This is a genomic window from Kribbella sp. CA-245084 (assembly GCF_050942355.1).
Classification (GTDB): domain Bacteria; phylum Actinomycetota; class Actinomycetes; order Propionibacteriales; family Kribbellaceae; genus Kribbella.
The window spans coordinates 5,423,019-5,437,540 of the sequence record NZ_CP192053.1; the positions used below are offsets into that span (position 1 = coordinate 5,423,019).

General features: G+C 68.5%; 15 protein-coding genes. 11 read left to right on the forward strand and 4 right to left on the reverse strand.

The genetic code is table 11. The features are described from left to right. Positions 1-70 precede the first annotated feature (70 nt). From ACQPYH_RS25855 to ACQPYH_RS25870, 4 genes are read left to right on the forward strand one after another with little or no spacing between them, the layout of a single operon-like run. Positions 71-985 carry an ABC transporter ATP-binding protein gene (locus ACQPYH_RS25855; RefSeq protein WP_432876244.1) on the forward strand — a complete coding sequence of 305 codons (915 nt, stop codon included), beginning with the start codon at positions 71-73 and terminating at the stop codon, positions 983-985. Then, entirely contained in the window at positions 982-1,746 is a 765-nt protein-coding gene (locus ACQPYH_RS25860) for an ABC transporter permease (RefSeq protein WP_432876246.1), read from the forward strand. Before ACQPYH_RS25855 ends, ACQPYH_RS25860 begins: the two co-directional genes overlap by 4 nt. Positions 1,747-1,768: 22 nt before the next feature. Next, positions 1,769-2,455, forward strand: coding sequence for a response regulator transcription factor (locus ACQPYH_RS25865; RefSeq protein ID WP_130447346.1), 687 nt, complete (start codon positions 1,769-1,771; stop codon positions 2,453-2,455). After that, positions 2,452-3,918 (forward strand): sensor histidine kinase, encoded by a 1,467-nt coding sequence (locus ACQPYH_RS25870; protein ID WP_432876248.1) that lies wholly within the window; start codon positions 2,452-2,454, stop codon positions 3,916-3,918. Before ACQPYH_RS25865 ends, ACQPYH_RS25870 begins: the two co-directional genes overlap by 4 nt. Here ACQPYH_RS25870 and ACQPYH_RS25875 read toward each other — a convergent pair. After that, positions 3,862-5,073: an alpha-hydroxy acid oxidase gene (locus ACQPYH_RS25875; RefSeq protein WP_432876250.1), complete on the reverse strand. Its 1,212-nt coding sequence runs from the start codon at positions 5,071-5,073 to the stop codon at positions 3,862-3,864. The genes ACQPYH_RS25870 and ACQPYH_RS25875 overlap by 57 nt on opposite strands. A gap of 74 nt (positions 5,074-5,147) precedes the next feature. Here ACQPYH_RS25875 and ACQPYH_RS25880 point away from each other — a divergent pair, with 74 nt between their 5' ends. Then, positions 5,148-5,849, forward strand: coding sequence for a FadR/GntR family transcriptional regulator (locus ACQPYH_RS25880; protein WP_432876252.1), 702 nt, complete (start codon positions 5,148-5,150; stop codon positions 5,847-5,849). 147 nt (positions 5,850-5,996) lie between these two features. On the opposite strand, the gene ACQPYH_RS25885 is transcribed toward ACQPYH_RS25880, so the two are convergent. Continuing rightward, positions 5,997-6,443 (reverse strand): DUF6069 family protein, encoded by a 447-nt coding sequence (locus ACQPYH_RS25885; RefSeq protein WP_432876254.1) that lies wholly within the window; start codon positions 6,441-6,443, stop codon positions 5,997-5,999. A gap of 134 nt (positions 6,444-6,577) precedes the next feature. Between ACQPYH_RS25885 and ACQPYH_RS25890 the strand changes: the two genes are divergently transcribed. The 6 genes from ACQPYH_RS25890 to ACQPYH_RS25915 all read left to right on the forward strand — a co-directional run bounded on the left by ACQPYH_RS25890 (position 6,578) and on the right by ACQPYH_RS25915 (position 11,319). After that, entirely contained in the window at positions 6,578-7,720 is a 1,143-nt protein-coding gene (locus ACQPYH_RS25890) for a sensor histidine kinase (protein ID WP_432876256.1), read from the forward strand. After that, positions 7,717-8,376, forward strand: a complete 660-nt coding sequence (locus ACQPYH_RS25895) for a response regulator (protein ID WP_130449523.1) — start codon at positions 7,717-7,719, stop codon at positions 8,374-8,376. Before ACQPYH_RS25890 ends, ACQPYH_RS25895 begins: the two co-directional genes overlap by 4 nt. Before the next feature lie 10 nt (positions 8,377-8,386). Further along, positions 8,387-9,052 carry a response regulator gene (locus ACQPYH_RS25900; protein WP_432876258.1) on the forward strand — a complete coding sequence of 222 codons (666 nt, stop codon included), beginning with the start codon at positions 8,387-8,389 and terminating at the stop codon, positions 9,050-9,052. A gap of 33 nt (positions 9,053-9,085) precedes the next feature. Beyond that, complete coding sequence (locus tag ACQPYH_RS25905; RefSeq protein WP_432876260.1) at positions 9,086-9,511, forward strand: hypothetical protein; 426 nt, start codon at positions 9,086-9,088, stop codon at positions 9,509-9,511. A gap of 76 nt (positions 9,512-9,587) precedes the next feature. Beyond that, complete coding sequence (locus ACQPYH_RS25910; RefSeq protein ID WP_432876262.1) at positions 9,588-10,484, forward strand: ABC transporter ATP-binding protein; 897 nt, start codon at positions 9,588-9,590, stop codon at positions 10,482-10,484. Continuing rightward, entirely contained in the window at positions 10,474-11,319 is an 846-nt protein-coding gene (locus ACQPYH_RS25915; protein ID WP_432876264.1) for an ABC transporter permease subunit, read from the forward strand. Before ACQPYH_RS25910 ends, ACQPYH_RS25915 begins: the two co-directional genes overlap by 11 nt. 670 nt (positions 11,320-11,989) lie before the next feature. On the opposite strand, the gene ACQPYH_RS25920 is transcribed toward ACQPYH_RS25915, so the two are convergent. Both ACQPYH_RS25920 and ACQPYH_RS25925 read right to left on the reverse strand, forming a co-directional pair. After that, positions 11,990-13,261: a glycoside hydrolase family 125 protein gene (locus ACQPYH_RS25920; RefSeq protein ID WP_432876266.1), complete on the reverse strand. Its 1,272-nt coding sequence runs from the start codon at positions 13,259-13,261 to the stop codon at positions 11,990-11,992. Positions 13,262-13,268: 7 nt separating this feature from the next. After that, positions 13,269-14,510, reverse strand: a complete 1,242-nt coding sequence (locus tag ACQPYH_RS25925) for an ROK family transcriptional regulator (RefSeq protein WP_432876268.1) — start codon at positions 14,508-14,510, stop codon at positions 13,269-13,271. Positions 14,511-14,522: the final 12 nt, after the last annotated feature.

Consider the following 14,522-nt stretch of genomic DNA (forward strand, 5'->3'; position numbering starts at 1 on the left):
CGCTGAGATTCACAGAGTTCTCCCAGAAACTCCCACTGGACACCCAGATCGCCCGGTCAGGCTTCGAGCCATGACAACGATCGAAGTGCGAGGGCTGACCAAGCGATACGGCTCCGACCTCGTCGTGGACGACCTGTCGTTCTCCGTCGAGCCCGGTCAGGTCACCGGGTTCCTCGGGCCGAACGGCGCGGGCAAGTCCACGACCATGAAGATGATCATCGGCCTGGCCGCACCGACCCGCGGTTCGGTCACCGTCGGCGGCCGGCGGTACCGGGACCTGCCGGTGCCGCTGACCGAGGTCGGTGCGCTGCTCGACGCGAGCGCGGTCCACGGCGCGCGGACGGCGTACAACCATCTGCTGGCGCTTGCCGTGAGCAACGGTCTCCCGAAGCGCCGGGTCGGTGAGGTGCTCGCGCGAACCGGCCTCGAAGGGGTGGCCCGCAAGCGGGCCGGCGGGTTCTCGCTCGGCATGCGGCAGCGGCTCGGGATCGCCGCGACGCTGCTCGGCGATCCGCGGATCCTGATCTTCGACGAACCCGTCAACGGGCTGGATCCCGAAGGCATTCGGTGGATCCGCGACTTCATGCGTTCGCTGGCCGCCGAGGGCCGGGCGGTCCTGGTGTCGAGTCACCTGATGAGTGAGATGGCACAGACCGCGGACCACCTGGTCGTGATCGGACGCGGTCGCCTCATCGCCGACATGGGGATGGCCGACTTGATGCACGCGAACGGCGACGGGACGGTCCTGGTCCGCACTGCCGATCCCGGTTCGTTCGCGTACCACCTCACTGCGGCCGGCGGGAGTGTGCGGGACGGCCTCGAGGGGTCGCTCGTCGTCACAGGTCTATCGGGTGAGGAGATCGGCAAGCTGGCGGCGTACCACGGCGTACCGCTGAGCGAGCTCACGCCGCAGCGGGCGTCGCTGGAAGACGCGTTCATGGAGCTGACCAAGGACAGTGTCGAGTACCAGGGGGCGGTCGTATGAGGACGGTGCACGCCGAGTGGATCAAGCTGCGCAGCCTGCGATCCACCTGGTACACGGTGAGCTGCCTGTTCGTGGTCGGGCTCGGTATCACGACGCTGTCGACGCTCGGGGCGAACAAGGATTACTGGGGCGGGACGGCCGCCGATCGAGCTGCGTGGGATCCGACCGGCCGCAGCCTGAAGTCGTTCATCGTGGCGCAGTTGGTCATCGGCGTACTCGGCATCCTGGTCGTGACGTCGGAGTTCGCGACCGGGCTGATGCAGACGACGCTCGCCGCCACGCCTCGTCGCAGCCGGCTCCTGGCCGCGAAGGCGATCGTGGCCACCGCCGTTGCGGCGGTGGCCGGACAGGTGTTGATGTTCGCCGCGTTCTTCCTCGGCCAGGCGGTGATGAGCGGGCGGGACGTCCCGTCCGCACACCTCGGCGATCATCGAGTGCTGGCGTCGATCGTCGGCGGCGGTTTGTATCTCTCGGCGATCGGCTTGCTGGCGGTCGGTCTCGGCACGATCATGCGAGCCACCGCGGGAGCGCTCGCGACGTTGGTGGGCATCGTGTTCCTGGTTCCCGCGCTCGCAGGGCTCTTTCCGTCGTGGATGCAAGGAATCTTCGACTTCTGGCCGACCCTCGGAGCAGCGGCGATCTTCGGAACCGTGCCGGATACGAACTTCCCCCATCCCTGGGTCAATCTGGGTGGGCTGTGGCTCGGCGTCCTCGCGATCCTGACCGCCGCGTTCGTCGTCTTCCGACGAAGAGATGTCTGAGCGCGTCCGTATTCTGGCGACCATGACCCGGCTACTCGTAGTTGACGACGAAGCAACGGTGCGCGAACTGCTGTCCGCCACGCTGCGCTTCGCCGGCTTCGAGGTGACTTCCGCGGCGACCGCTACCGAGGCGGTGGCCGCGGCCGTCGAAGAGCCGCCGGACCTGGTGCTGCTCGACGTGATGCTGCCGGACCTCGACGGTTTCGAAGTGGTACGACGCTTGCGCGAGCAGCCGACCGCTGCCGGGCCGGTGCCCGTATTGTTCCTGACCGCCCGCGACCGACAGGCCGACAAGATCCAGGGCTTGTCGTTGGGCGCGGACGACTACGTCACCAAGCCGTTCGACCTGGAGGAGCTGATCGCTCGCATCCGCGCGATCCTGCGACGGACGACCGGCCAGCACAGCGACGTACTGACGGTCGGGCCGCTCACACTCGATGCCGAGGGCCACCAACTGACGCGGGCCGGCGCTCCGCTCCGCGTCTCCCCCACCGAGTTCCGGCTGCTGCATTACCTGATGGAGAACGCCGGACGGGTTGTCTCCAAAGGGCAGATCCTCGAGCGGGTCTGGCGGTACGACTTCAACGGAGACACGAGCATCGTGGACACCTATATCTCGTACCTGCGCCGCAAGGTCGATGACGAAGAGCCCAAACTCATCCACACCGTGCACGGCGTGGGCTACGTGATGCGGGCGCCGAAGCCGTGAAGCGACTGTCGCTGCGAGCCAGATTGCTCTTGCTGACGACGGCGCTGCTGCTCGCCGGCTTGAGTCTGATCAGCGCCTTCGTGTCGCACCAATTGGAGCGGTACCAGCTCGACCGGCTCGACAGTCAGCTGCGATCGTTCACCGAGATCATCGCGCAGGTGTCGCCCAACGGACCGGATCGGAGTCAGCCGGCGCGACCGCAGCTGATCGACCCGGCGCTGGACCTGATCGGCGCGCCGTACCTGGCCTATCTCGACTCGAACGGCGCGGTTGTCGGGACACTCCGCTCGTCGCGGGTTGCCGCGGACTCCTTCCCCAGCGACGCGGCGTTGCGCTCGATCCCCGCCGACACCACGGCCGTCGTCCTCCAGTCAGCCAACGAATCCGGCCGCTGGCGGGCAGTTGCACGCCCAGCCGTCGGCTGGAAGGGGACGGTCATCGCGGCGGCGCCACTCTCCGAGGCCGATGCGACGATCGCGCAATTGCGGACCAGCAGCCTGATCAGCGGTGCCGCGCTGCTCGTCCTGCTGACGCTGGTCGGATGGTGGGCGCTCGGGCGTGGACTGCGTCCGCTGCGGCGGATCGAGAACACGGCCGCTGCGATCGCCGACGGCGATCTCGCACAGCGAGTGCCAGGGCTGGCTGCGCCGCAGACGGAGATCGGCCATCTGGCGACCTCGTTGAACACGATGCTCGGGCAGCTGGAGCAGGCGTTCGCGGACCGGTCCTCCGCCGAGGCGCGGATGCGCGCGTTCCTGTCGGACGTGAGCCACGAGCTTCGTACGCCGCTTGTCGGGATCAAGGGATCGACCGAGCTCTACCGGATGGGCGGATCGGGCGCGGACGAAGCGATGGAGCGGATCGATCGAGAGGCGACGCGGCTGACGCGGCTGACCGAGGAGCTGTTGTTGCTGGCGCAGCTGGACGAGGCGCCGGAGGGCCAGGTCGACCCGGCGCCGATGGATCTGCGCACGCTGGCGAACGACGCCCGGCACGACGTACGGGCGTTGGATCCGTCGCGGCTCATCAGCCTGACTGGGGTCGACGGCGAGGATGCGCCTGGACCCGCCGCGGTGTTCGGTGACGAGGATCGGCTTCGGCAGGTGGTGAGCAACCTGGTGGGGAACGCGATCGCCCATACGCCGGCCGGGACAGCGGTGCGCGTCGGTGTGGGGACGGTCGACGGAGATGCCGTGCTGGAGATCGCGGACGACGGGCCGGGCATGACCGAGGAACAGGCCGCCCGGGTGTTCGACCGGTTCTATCGAGCTGACCGGTCCCGCAACCATTCGGCAGGCGCTGGGACCGGTCTCGGGCTCGCGATCGCCCGTTCGATCGCGCGGGCGCACGGCGGCGATCTCGTCGTACGGACGGCGTTGGGCAAAGGGTCGGCGTTCCGGCTGGTGTTACGGCAGGCGGACGTGGGACGGGTTGAGGTCGGCAACGCTCGAGACGCCGAGTAGCGCCATCGTGCGGCGTACCTCCTTGGTCAGGATCTCCGCAGCGCGGGCGACACCGCGCTGGCCGCCGGCCATCAGGCCGTACAGGTACGCGCGGCCGACCAGGCAGGCGTCGGCGCCGAGCGCGATCGAAGCGACGATGTCCGCGCCGGACATGATGCCGGTGTCCAGGTAGATCTCGGCGTCGCTGCCGATCGCCTTGCGTACGTCGGGGAGGATGCGCAGCGGTGTCGGCGCCCGGTCGAGCTGACGCCCGCCGTGGTTGGACAGCACGACCGCGTCCGCGCCGGCGTCGACCACACGGCGCGCATCCGCGACGGTCTGGATGCCCTTCACGATCAGCGGGCCGTCCCAGATCGAGCGGAGCCAGGTGAGGTCGTCGATCGTCATGGTCGGGTCGAAGAGCTTGTCGAGAAGCTCCGCGACCGTGCCGTCCCAGGTGGACAGCGAGGCGAACGTCAGCGGTCGAGTCGTCAGCAGGTTGGCCCACCAGGCCGGGTGCAACGACGCGTCCAGGACCGTCTTCGCAGTGAGCGATGGCGGGATCGTGAAACCGTTGCGTACGTCGCGAAGGCGAGCGCCCGCAACCGGTACGTCGACCGTCAGCATCAACGCCTCGTATCCCGCGGCGGCCGAGCGCTTCACGAGGTCCTCGCCGGCGTCGCGGTCCTTCCAGACGTACAGCTGGAACCACTTCCGCGCGTTCGGAGCGGCGGCCGCGACATCCTCGATCGAGGTGGTGCCCATCGTGGACAGCGCGTACGGGATACCGATCTGCTCGGCGACCTTCACGACCGCGCTCTCGCCCTCGTGGTTCATCATCCGGGTGAAGCCGGTCGGCGCGAACGCGAACGGCAGCTCGGAGCGGCCGCCGAGGATCGACGTACCGAGGTCGATCTCGGAGACGTTGCGCAGGATCGACGGCTGCAGCTCCATCTCCGCGAACAACTGGCGGGCGCGGCTCAGGCTGATCTCGGCCTCGGCGGCGCCGTCGGTGTAGTCGAAGACCGAGCGCGGCGTACGGCGTTTCGCGATCCTGCGCAGGTCCGCGATCGTCAGCGCCTTGTCCAGCCGCCGCTCAGTGGCGTTCACCGTGATCGGCTTCGGCCGCAGCAGCGGCTTCAGCTCGGACCATTTGGGCATCTGGCGATCGGTCATCACAACTCCTGGGTCAATCTGTGGTCGGACCACACCCTACCCTGTGGTCCGACCACACCGGTAGGCTCGTCCATATGAAGAACTACGAGCTGGTCCTGCACCGGGTGGAGGCCGATCTGGCCGCGGGGCGGCTGCGGATCGGCGGGCGGTTGCCCGGGGAGCGGACGCTGGCCGAGCAGCTCGGGATCAGCCGGCCGTCGGTGCGCGAAGCGGTCCGGGTGCTCGAGGCGATGGGAGTCGTGCGGACGGCGACCGGGTCCGGACCGGAGGCGGGTGCGGTGATTGTGGCGGAGCCGGTGTCGCCGCTGACCGCCGTACTGCGGTTGCATCTGGCAACGAATCACCTGCCGATGGGGGACGTCGTACAGACGCGTCTGCTGCTCGAGTCCTGGTCGGCACGGGAGGCTGCGGAGCGTGAGTTGGGGGCAGACGAGCTGAAGGCGGCAGAGGAACTGCTGGATCGGATGGACGACATCGGGTTGTCGCCGGAGGAGTTCCATCTGCTCGATGCGGAGTTCCACGTCGCGCTGTCGGGGTTGGCCGGGAATGTGTTGATCGCGGCGGTGATGACCTCGCTGCGGTCGGCGATACACGGGTACGTGCTGGCTGCCGTACCTAATCTGCCCGACTGGGAAGCGGTGGCGGTCGGGTTGCGGGCCGAGCATCGCGAGATCCTGGCCGCGGTCCGGGGTGGCGAGCCGGAGCGCGCGGCCTCGTTGGTGACCGCGCATATCCGGGGGTTCTATCAGACCGCGCAGTTAGGTCCTGGCTGGTGATCCAGCGCCGTAGCGAGGAGGTGCTCGGTGCGGTGCATCGGCGCGCGGGGGCGAAGGGGTCGATGCGGAGCATCGTTCCCTTCGCACCCGTGCGGCGAGGTGCCGTGCCGAGTGCCCCGCAGTAGGCGCTGGATCACCAGGCAGGACCTAACACCGTTCGGTGGCGGAGAGGGAGGTACGGCGCAGGCCGAGGATCACAATCGCACCGACGATCAGGTGGAGTGAGGCCAGGCCGAGCTTGGCGCCGAGGCCGATGCCGTTGGTGAGCGGACTGCCGAGGGACAGGACGCACACGATGGTCGCGATGACGGTCCAGGTATCGCGGGCGCGCGGGCTGCGGCGTTCGAGGATGGCCAGGAGGCCCCAGCCGGCGAAGGCGACGACGACGGTGGCTGCCAGAACGGCCGCGGCGCCGATGTGCTGGATGCCGCCCTGACGTGCGGTCAGGGCGAGACCGGCCAGCGGCGCGAGGATTGCCCAATCAGCAAGAGCCGCAGCTGCAGCCACCGCGACCACGACGAGCCGGCTACGCCCGGGAACGCGCCGCGAATCCGTGGCCGGAGTGGGGTCGGAGATCTTGATGGGAGTTGGCATTGTGGGCTCCTTCGGCGAAGTTGGTGGGACCACAATGCGGGACTCGGGGCGAGGGCGGCATCGGTCGGCTGGCCGGGGTGGGTTCGACTTTGGTCGGTGGTGGAGACGGCGGCGGGCCGCTTAGTCTCGGCGGCATGGAACAGTCGTGTGCCCGGCGGAAAGCGCCTTGGTGGGTGAACGCCGTGGCGGTCGGATTGATCGGCGTGCTCGTCGCGATGACGATCGTCGGCCGGGCGTCCGATCCCGAGCACCGGAAGTTCTTGGTGCTCGACATCGCGGTCGGCGTCGTGTCGGTCGCGCTGGTCCCGATCATGTTTCGCCGCCCGGTGCCGGGCGCGATCGCACTGGCCGCGCTGGCCGCCCTCTCCCCCGCCGCCACTCCGCCATCCACCGTCGGCACCCTGAACGTCGCCCTCACGCGCCGGTTCCGCACCGCCGCTCTCGTCGCACTCGCCGGCACCGTCGGCCACTTGATCCAGGGCCTCTGGCAACCGATCCACGGGCTGCCGTTCCTCTGGTTCGCGATCCTGGACGTCGTCGTCCACGCCGCCCTGCTTGGCTGGGGTCAAGGTACGCAGGCGCGCCACCAACTGCTGGAGTCGCTACGCGAGCGCGCCGACCGGGCCGAGGCCGAGCAGGGCCGCCGGGTCGCCGAAGCGCGCACCCTCGAACGCACCAAGATGGCCCGCGAGATGCACGACGTACTCGCGCATCGCCTGTCCCTGCTCGCGACGTACGCCGGCGCGCTCGAGTACCGCCCCGACTCGTCACCCGAGCGCCTCGCGAAGGCGGCCGGCGTGATCCGCACCGGCGTACATCAGGCGCTCGACGAGCTGCGCGAAGTCATCAACGTCCTGCGCGACGAGGATGTCTACGAAGGCCGGCCGCAACCCACCTTCGACGACGTCCGCGCGCTGGTGGACGAATCCCGAGAGGCAGGTACGACGGTCGCGTACGAGGACCATGTCACGGATCCCACCTCATTGCCCCCGGCAACAGGACGTACGGCGTACCGGATCGTGCAGGAGGGACTGACCAACGCGCGCAAGCACGCCGCCGGGCGACCCGTGACGGTCACGGTGGACGGGCGGCCGGGCGACGGCTTGCGGATCGAGCTGACCAACCCGGCGTCGAACGGGATCACGGTGACACCCGGAAGCGGGACCGGCCTGGTCGGACTGACCGAGCGCGTGCAACTGGCCGGCGGGACACTGGACCACGGGCAGGTGCCCGGTGGCGGGTTCCGGCTCGAGGCCTCGCTACCGTGGCCCGCATGAGCGAGCAACCGACGATTCGTGTGCTGGTGGTGGACGACGACGCGTTGGTCCGAGCCAGCCTGGAGATGATGCTCGACGGGACGAACGGGATCTCGGTGGTCGGTCAGGCCGCCGACGGTGACGAAGTACCGGCCGCCGTCGACGCGCACTTCCCCGACATCGTGCTGATGGACCTGCGGATGCCCCGGGTGGACGGCATCGTCGCGACCCGGCGGCTGCGGGCGCGGACGAATCCGCCCGAGGTCGTCGTACTCACGACCTTCGACACCGACGAGAACGTGCTGCACGCGCTCCGCGCCGGGGCGAGCGGGTTCCTGCTCAAGGACACCCCGCCGGCCCAGATCGTCGAGGCCGTACGACGGGTCGCGGCCGGCGATCCCATCCTGTCGCCGGCGATCACCCGCCGCCTGATGGACCGCGCCGCCACGCAGGCCGACGCCCACACGATCGCGCAGGACAAACTCCAGCGGCTGTCACCCCGCGAGTACGACGTGATGCTTGCGGTCGCGCAGGGTAAGGCGAACGCGCAGATCGGCACTGAGTTGTTCATGAGCCTCGCGACGGTCAAGGCGCACATCTCCCACATCCTGACCAAGCTGGAGCTCGGCAACCGCACCCAGATCGCCCTCCTCGCCCATGACGCCGGGCTCGCATAAGCTCCAGCGCATGATCAGGGTGTTGCTGGCGGACGATCAGGCGTTGGTGCGGGCCGGGTTCCGGTCGTTGCTGAACGCCGAGGACGACATCACGGTGGTCGGCGAGGTGGCCGACGGCGCGGAGGCGGTCTCGGTCGCGCGCGCCGAGAAGCCCGACGTCGTGCTGATGGACATCCGGATGCCTGGCACTGACGGTCTCGAGGCGACGCGGCAGATCGGCGCGGACCCCGAGCTGGCCGACGTACATGTGGTGATCCTGACGACGTTCGACCTCGACGAGTACGTGTTCGAGGCGTTGCGGGTCGGGGCGAGCGGGTTCCTGGTGAAGGACACCGAGCCGGTCGAGCTGCTGCAGGCCGTCCGGGTGGTCGCTCGCGGCGACGCGCTCCTCTCCCCCGGCGTCACGCGGCGGCTCGTGGCCGAGTTCGCGTCACGCAGCCGGCAACCGCACGCGAGCAAGGAACTCGACGTACTCACGGAACGCGAGAAGGAGATCGTCGCGCTGGTCGGCGAAGGCTTGTCGAACGACGAGATCGCCGAGCGGCTCGTGCTCAGTCCGGCAACCGCGAAGACGCACGTCAGCCGGGCGATGATCAAGCTCGGCGTCCGTGACCGCGCGCAACTGGTCGTCGTCGCGTACCAGACCGGGCTGGTCCGTCCCGGCTGGCTGGGTTGACCTTCCAGCTACTCGAAGCCCGAGGCTGCTCGCATGATGCACCTCGAAGAGATCACGGCCGCCGTCTCGCTGGGTCACGCCGGTGACCGCTCGGCCGCCCGTACGCAACTGACCGCGCTCTGGGACGCGACCGCCGACCGGCAGACGCGCTGCGCGATCGCGCACTACCTGGCCGACGTCCAGGACGAAACCGCGGACGAGTTGATGTGGGATCTGCGGGCGCTGGAGGTGGTCGAGGACCAGCAGTGGCTGCCGTCTCTGCACCTCAACCTGGCCGACGACTACCGCCGGCTCGCGCAGCCCGCGTTGGCGCACGAGCACCTGACGGTCGCGCGGGAGCATCTCTCTCGCCTACCTGAGGACGGCTACGGTCAGCTGATCCGGAGCGGGGTCGAGCACGTCGCGGACGCACTCGCGGCGGGCAGCGTGCAACGGTTGGAGACCAGTCCGAGCACCTGAGTACTCCGTTCGGGGTAGGTGCGGTCACTCCCCCGAGGCGACGCGGTACGGCGGGGTCGACCGCCAGGCTCTAGGTATGGATGCGCTAGTTGAGATCAGTGGACTGACGAAGAGATACGGCGACACCCTTGCGGTCGATGGTGTCGATCTGACAGTGCTGCCGGGCGAGGTCTACGGATTCCTCGGACCGAACGGCGCAGGCAAGACAACCACGCTCCGGATCCTCACCGGGCTGATCGCGCCGACGAGCGGCGACGTACGCGTGCTGGGCGGGAAGCCCGGGCAGGCCGACGTACTGGGACGGACCGGGTCGATGATCGAGTCGCCGGCGTTCTACCCGTACCTGTCGGGCTTGGACAATCTGCGGCTGCTGGCCGAGTACGCCGGGGTGTCGCGCCGGCGGATCGACGAAGTACTCGAGCTCGTCGACCTGGCCGATCGCGCCAAGGACCGGTTCTCGACGTACTCCCTGGGGATGAAGCAGCGGCTCGGGGTCGCGGCCGCGCTGTTGAAGGATCCGGAGCTGGTGATCCTCGACGAGCCGACCAACGGGCTCGACCCGGCCGGTATGCGCGACATGCGCCGGCTCATCCGCGAACTCGGCACCGGCGGCCGCACCGTGGTGCTGTCCAGCCATCTACTCGGCGAGGTGCAGCAGATCTGCGACCGGGTCGGGATCATCAACTCCGGCCGGATGGTTGCCGAGCACAACGTCGAGGAACTGCGCGGCGAACAGGAACTGGTCGTCCGCGCCGACCCGAAGGATCAGGCGCAAGCGATCCTGACCCGCTTCGGCAACGTGCACCAGTACGACGACACGCTGCGGGTGACTGTTGACCCGGCGCGGGCGGCCGAGGTGAACAGCGTGCTGGTCGGCGCCGGGATCGCCGTGTCCGAACTGCACATGACCGAGCGAGCGCTCGAGGACATCTTCTTCGAGCTCACCACCGAGGAGAAGGCTGATGTTGGGTAGCTACCGAGCGGAGATGCTCAAACTCCGCAAACGATCCGCGGTCTGGGTGCTGTTCGGCGCCGGGCTCGTGCTGAGCCTGATCTTCGGGTATCTGCTGCCGTACCTGAGCTACACGACCGGCGACGAGAACCCGTCGACCGGCGGCGTGCCACGTGCGGAAGTCCTCCGCGGGATGCTTCCCGAACGCGTTATCGACAACACCATCGGCGGCTATCCGATCTTCGCCGGCGCTCTGGCACTTGTCCTGGGCGCGATCGTGATCGGCGGCGAGTACACCTGGGGAACGCTGAAAACCATCCTCACCCAACGCCCACGCCGCGGCACAATCCTCGGCGCACAGTTCCTTGCCCTGGGCACCATGATCGCGTTGTGGGTGCTCGGCATCTTCGTCGCCTGCGCGTTGTGCAGTATCGGCATCGCCGCCGCCGAAAGCGGTTCCATGACCTGGCCGAACATCGGCACGCTGCTGCAGGGTCTCGCCGGCGGCTGGCTGGTCCTCATGACCTGGTGCCTGGCCGGCGCAGTCCTAGCCGTTGCCTTCCGCAACGTAGCCCTACCGATCGGCCTAGGCGTCGTCTGGATCCTAGGTATCGAGACACTCCTGGCCGGGGTCGTCAGCAGTCTCCTCCCAGGCCTGAAATGGCTAACCAACACCCTCCCTGGCACCAACGCCGGCTCCCTGGTCTTCAGCGTCACCGGCATGGCGTCATCCGACGCCCCACCCGGAGTACGAGACGCGGTAGGCGGCAGCCGAGCCCTCCTAACCCTCTTCGCGTACTGCGCCGTCTTCGCCGCCCTATCCCTCTGGACCACCCGCCGCCGAGACATCACCTAACCCCGGTGGGACGCTCCACCCACCCGAGCGTCCCACCGCGCATTCCACCCACCTCCGCCGCCACCTCACGAACCTCCACCGCGCCAGGTGCGCTTGCCCACAGCAACAGCTCACGCACCACCTAAGGCGGCCAACAGAACAGCCGGTGACCACTCCACAACCCACAGCCGAACACGCGGCTCCCCCACGCACGTCCTCCGGCTGGCGACTCCGCCGCCTTCCCCGCCACCTCACGGACCTTCAGCGCCCGACGCGCTCACCCAGGGAGAGCTCGCGCCCCGCCGAAGGCGGCCGACAGACAGCCGCCGCGAAGCGGCGACCGCTCCCCAACCCACACCAGAACGCGCAGGCCCCACCGGCCGGCGACTCTGCCGCATTGCCCCGCCACCTCACGGACCTCCACCGCGCCGGAGCGCTCGCCCAGGGAACAGCCGCGCGCCGCCGAAGGCGGCCAACAGAACAGCCGCCGCGAAGCGGTGACCGCTCCCAACCCACACCAGAACAGGCGGGCTCCCCCCACGCACGTCCTCGGCTGGCGGCTCCGCCGCATTCCCCGCCACGTCACGGACCTTCACCGCGCCGGGTGCGCTTGCCCACAGCAACAGCTCACGCCCGCCGAAGGCGGCAACAAACAGCCGCCGCGAAGCGGTGTCCTTTGACGGCTTCCTACCTAGCTTTTGAGGGTGGCGTGGACCAGGGCTAGTTCGCAGAACATGGCATTGGCCCAGGAGAACCAGTCTCGGGTGAATTGGGTGGGGTCGTCTACGTCGAAGCCCTCGTGCATCTGGCCGGTGCCACCCGTCGTGTCGCGGAGTAGCTCCAGGAGACGCTGGCGTTCCTCGGGCGATGTGCTCGAGATGCCCTGGACCGCAAGGGCAATGTGCCAGATGTACCGCGGCGGCGTATGCGGGCTGCCGATCCCCGCCGCGCAAACACCGCTGTAGTAGTACGGGTTCTCCGGGCTCAACAACAGCTTCCGCGTCGCAAGGTACGTCGGATCGTCGGCCGCGGCGTACCCGGTCAGCGGGATCGACAACAGGCTAGGCATGTTCGCGTCGTCCATCAGCAACGACTCCCCCAAGCCGTCGACCTCATACGCGTACACCTGCCCGTGCACCTCATGCTCAACGACGCCGTACGAAGAGATCCCCTCGTCGATGTCCGCCTTCAGCGCCTTCGCCCGGTCGGCCAGCTCCGGGTCCCGCAGTACCTCGGTGGCGATCTCCTCCAGATACCCGAGCACGACCGAAGCGAACATGTTGCCCGGCACGTTGAAGCCCAGCTCGGTCGCATCATCGCTCGGCCGGAAGGCGCTCCACGACATCCCGGTCGGCCGCGTCAGCCGCCCGCGCCCCTCGCGCACCAGCGTGTCCGACGGCCGGTCGTCGAGCCGCTGGAACCGGTACGGCGACCTCGCCTCGTGATCCTGCTCGACGGTCCACAACTCGACGATCGCCTCCGCCGCCGCACGGAACCGCTCGTCGATCACATCCGCCCGACCGGTGATCCGCCACAGCCGGTACGCCAGCTCGAGCGGGAAGCACAGCGAGTCGATCTCGTACTTACGCTCCCACACCCACGGCGACATCTCGGTCTCGTCGGTGACATGCCCCCAGCCATTCGCCTCCTTGTTGAAAGCGTTCGCATACGGGTCCAGTACGACGTACTCGAGCTGCCGGTGCAGTACGCCGATCAGCGTGTCCTGCAGGCCCCGATCGTCCTTGCACAGCAGCAGGTACGGACGCATCTGTGCCGCGGAGTCGCGCAGCCACATCGCCGGGATGTCGCCGGTGAGCACGAACGTCGTCCCGTCCGGCAACTGCTCGGCGACCGCGGGCAGGTTGCCGGCCATCGAGCGCCGGAACATCTCCGCGATCACCTCGTCGCCGGTGGCCTGCTCAACGGCAGCAACGGCTCGGGCGAGGACCTCGGGGTCGATCATCAACAAATCACCTTTCAGCGACAACTGAACTGCTCTGCAACGACAAGGAAGGGTTCGGAGAGAACGTCTGATCGAGGACCAGGCAGGCGGCGCCGATCGCGCCGACGTCGGTGCCGAGCGCAGTACCGGCGACCTCTAACGGATGTACTGCGCGCACCAGGAACCGGCCTTCGAGCGCATCGCGCACCGCATCGCCGAGCACCGGCGCAAGGTGTTCCCAGTGCGGACCACCGAAGACAACCCGCTCCAGATCAAGCAGATTGGCGACGTCCTCGACGACCTTCGCGATCCGCCCGGCCAGCGCGACGATGATCTCCCGAGCAACACCAGGACCGTCCGCAGCCAACGCACTCAGCTGAGCGAACGCCGCATCCACCGCCGGCCGATCCTCGACATCGATGCCTTGGGCAAGTACGCCGGCCTCGACCGCCTGCTGCACGAGGTACCGCGGCTGACTGGTCTCACCCACACACCCGCGCCGCCCGCAGTAGCAGACCGGACCGTCGGGATCGACGATCACATGACCGATCTCGCCGACATTGCTGGACGAGCCGCGGACGATCTCGTCACCGATCACCAGCCCCGCGCCGACACCGGTCCCGAGGTAGAAGAACAAGAAACTGCCGCCCTGCCCAGCCCACTTCTCCGCCGACGCAGCCGCGGTCACGTCCTTGTCCAGCAGGATCGGCAGACCGGTCCGCTCCCGCAGCTCGTCGCGCAACGGGACCAGATGCCAGGCCGAGAGGTTCGGCGGATCGACGACCACACCGCGCTCGACATCGATCGGACCGGGGGCCGCGATACCAACGCCGGTGACCCGATCGCGCACAGCACCGGACTCGGCGATCACGTCCTCGATCGTCTTCGCGATGCCGTCGATGAGTACACCGGGATCGTCGGCGTCCTGATCGACGGGCCGCCGCGCGACCACCTCGCCGGTGAGATCAAGCAGTACGACGGTGACCACGGACGGATCGAGATGCACACCGACGGCGTACTGACCGGTGGGCTCGAGCTCGAGCAACGTCCGCGGTTTGCCCAGGCCCGCGCCGCGCAGCCGGCCCGCCTCCCGCACGAGTCCGGCGTCGAGAAGACGGCGGGCGATGTTGGAGATGGCCTGGCCGGACAGCCCGGTGGCTTCGGCGAGCTCGACGCGGCTGAGTTGCTCGCTGCGGCGGATCGCATCGAGCACGACGGCATCGTTGAAGCCGCCGACCCGATCGAGATTCGTACCCCGCCGTACGCTCACAAGGCCCCCAGG

What these genes read in the sequence shown, in the direction of transcription:
- ACQPYH_RS25910 (WP_432876262.1), top strand. Translation starts at nt 9,588, where the DNA reads ATGGATGCGCTAGTTGAGATCAGTGGACTGACGAAGAGATACGGCGAC.
- ACQPYH_RS25885 (WP_432876254.1), bottom strand. Translation starts at nt 6,443, where the DNA reads ATGCCAACTCCCATCAAGATCTCCGACCCCACTCCGGCCACGGATTCG.
- ACQPYH_RS25900 (WP_432876258.1), top strand. Translation starts at nt 8,387, where the DNA reads ATGATCAGGGTGTTGCTGGCGGACGATCAGGCGTTGGTGCGGGCCGGG.
- ACQPYH_RS25865 (WP_130447346.1), top strand. Translation starts at nt 1,769, where the DNA reads ATGACCCGGCTACTCGTAGTTGACGACGAAGCAACGGTGCGCGAACTG.
- ACQPYH_RS25895 (WP_130449523.1), top strand. Translation starts at nt 7,717, where the DNA reads ATGAGCGAGCAACCGACGATTCGTGTGCTGGTGGTGGACGACGACGCG.
- ACQPYH_RS25905 (WP_432876260.1), top strand. Translation starts at nt 9,086, where the DNA reads ATGATGCACCTCGAAGAGATCACGGCCGCCGTCTCGCTGGGTCACGCC.
- ACQPYH_RS25920 (WP_432876266.1), bottom strand. Translation starts at nt 13,261, where the DNA reads ATGATCGACCCCGAGGTCCTCGCCCGAGCCGTTGCTGCCGTTGAGCAG.
- ACQPYH_RS25890 (WP_432876256.1), top strand. Translation starts at nt 6,578, where the DNA reads ATGGAACAGTCGTGTGCCCGGCGGAAAGCGCCTTGGTGGGTGAACGCC.
- ACQPYH_RS25860 (WP_432876246.1), top strand. Translation starts at nt 982, where the DNA reads ATGAGGACGGTGCACGCCGAGTGGATCAAGCTGCGCAGCCTGCGATCC.
- ACQPYH_RS25875 (WP_432876250.1), bottom strand. Translation starts at nt 5,073, where the DNA reads ATGACCGATCGCCAGATGCCCAAATGGTCCGAGCTGAAGCCGCTGCTG.
- ACQPYH_RS25880 (WP_432876252.1), top strand. Translation starts at nt 5,148, where the DNA reads ATGAAGAACTACGAGCTGGTCCTGCACCGGGTGGAGGCCGATCTGGCC.
- ACQPYH_RS25915 (WP_432876264.1), top strand. Translation starts at nt 10,474, where the DNA reads ATGTTGGGTAGCTACCGAGCGGAGATGCTCAAACTCCGCAAACGATCC.
- ACQPYH_RS25855 (WP_432876244.1), top strand. Translation starts at nt 71, where the DNA reads ATGACAACGATCGAAGTGCGAGGGCTGACCAAGCGATACGGCTCCGAC.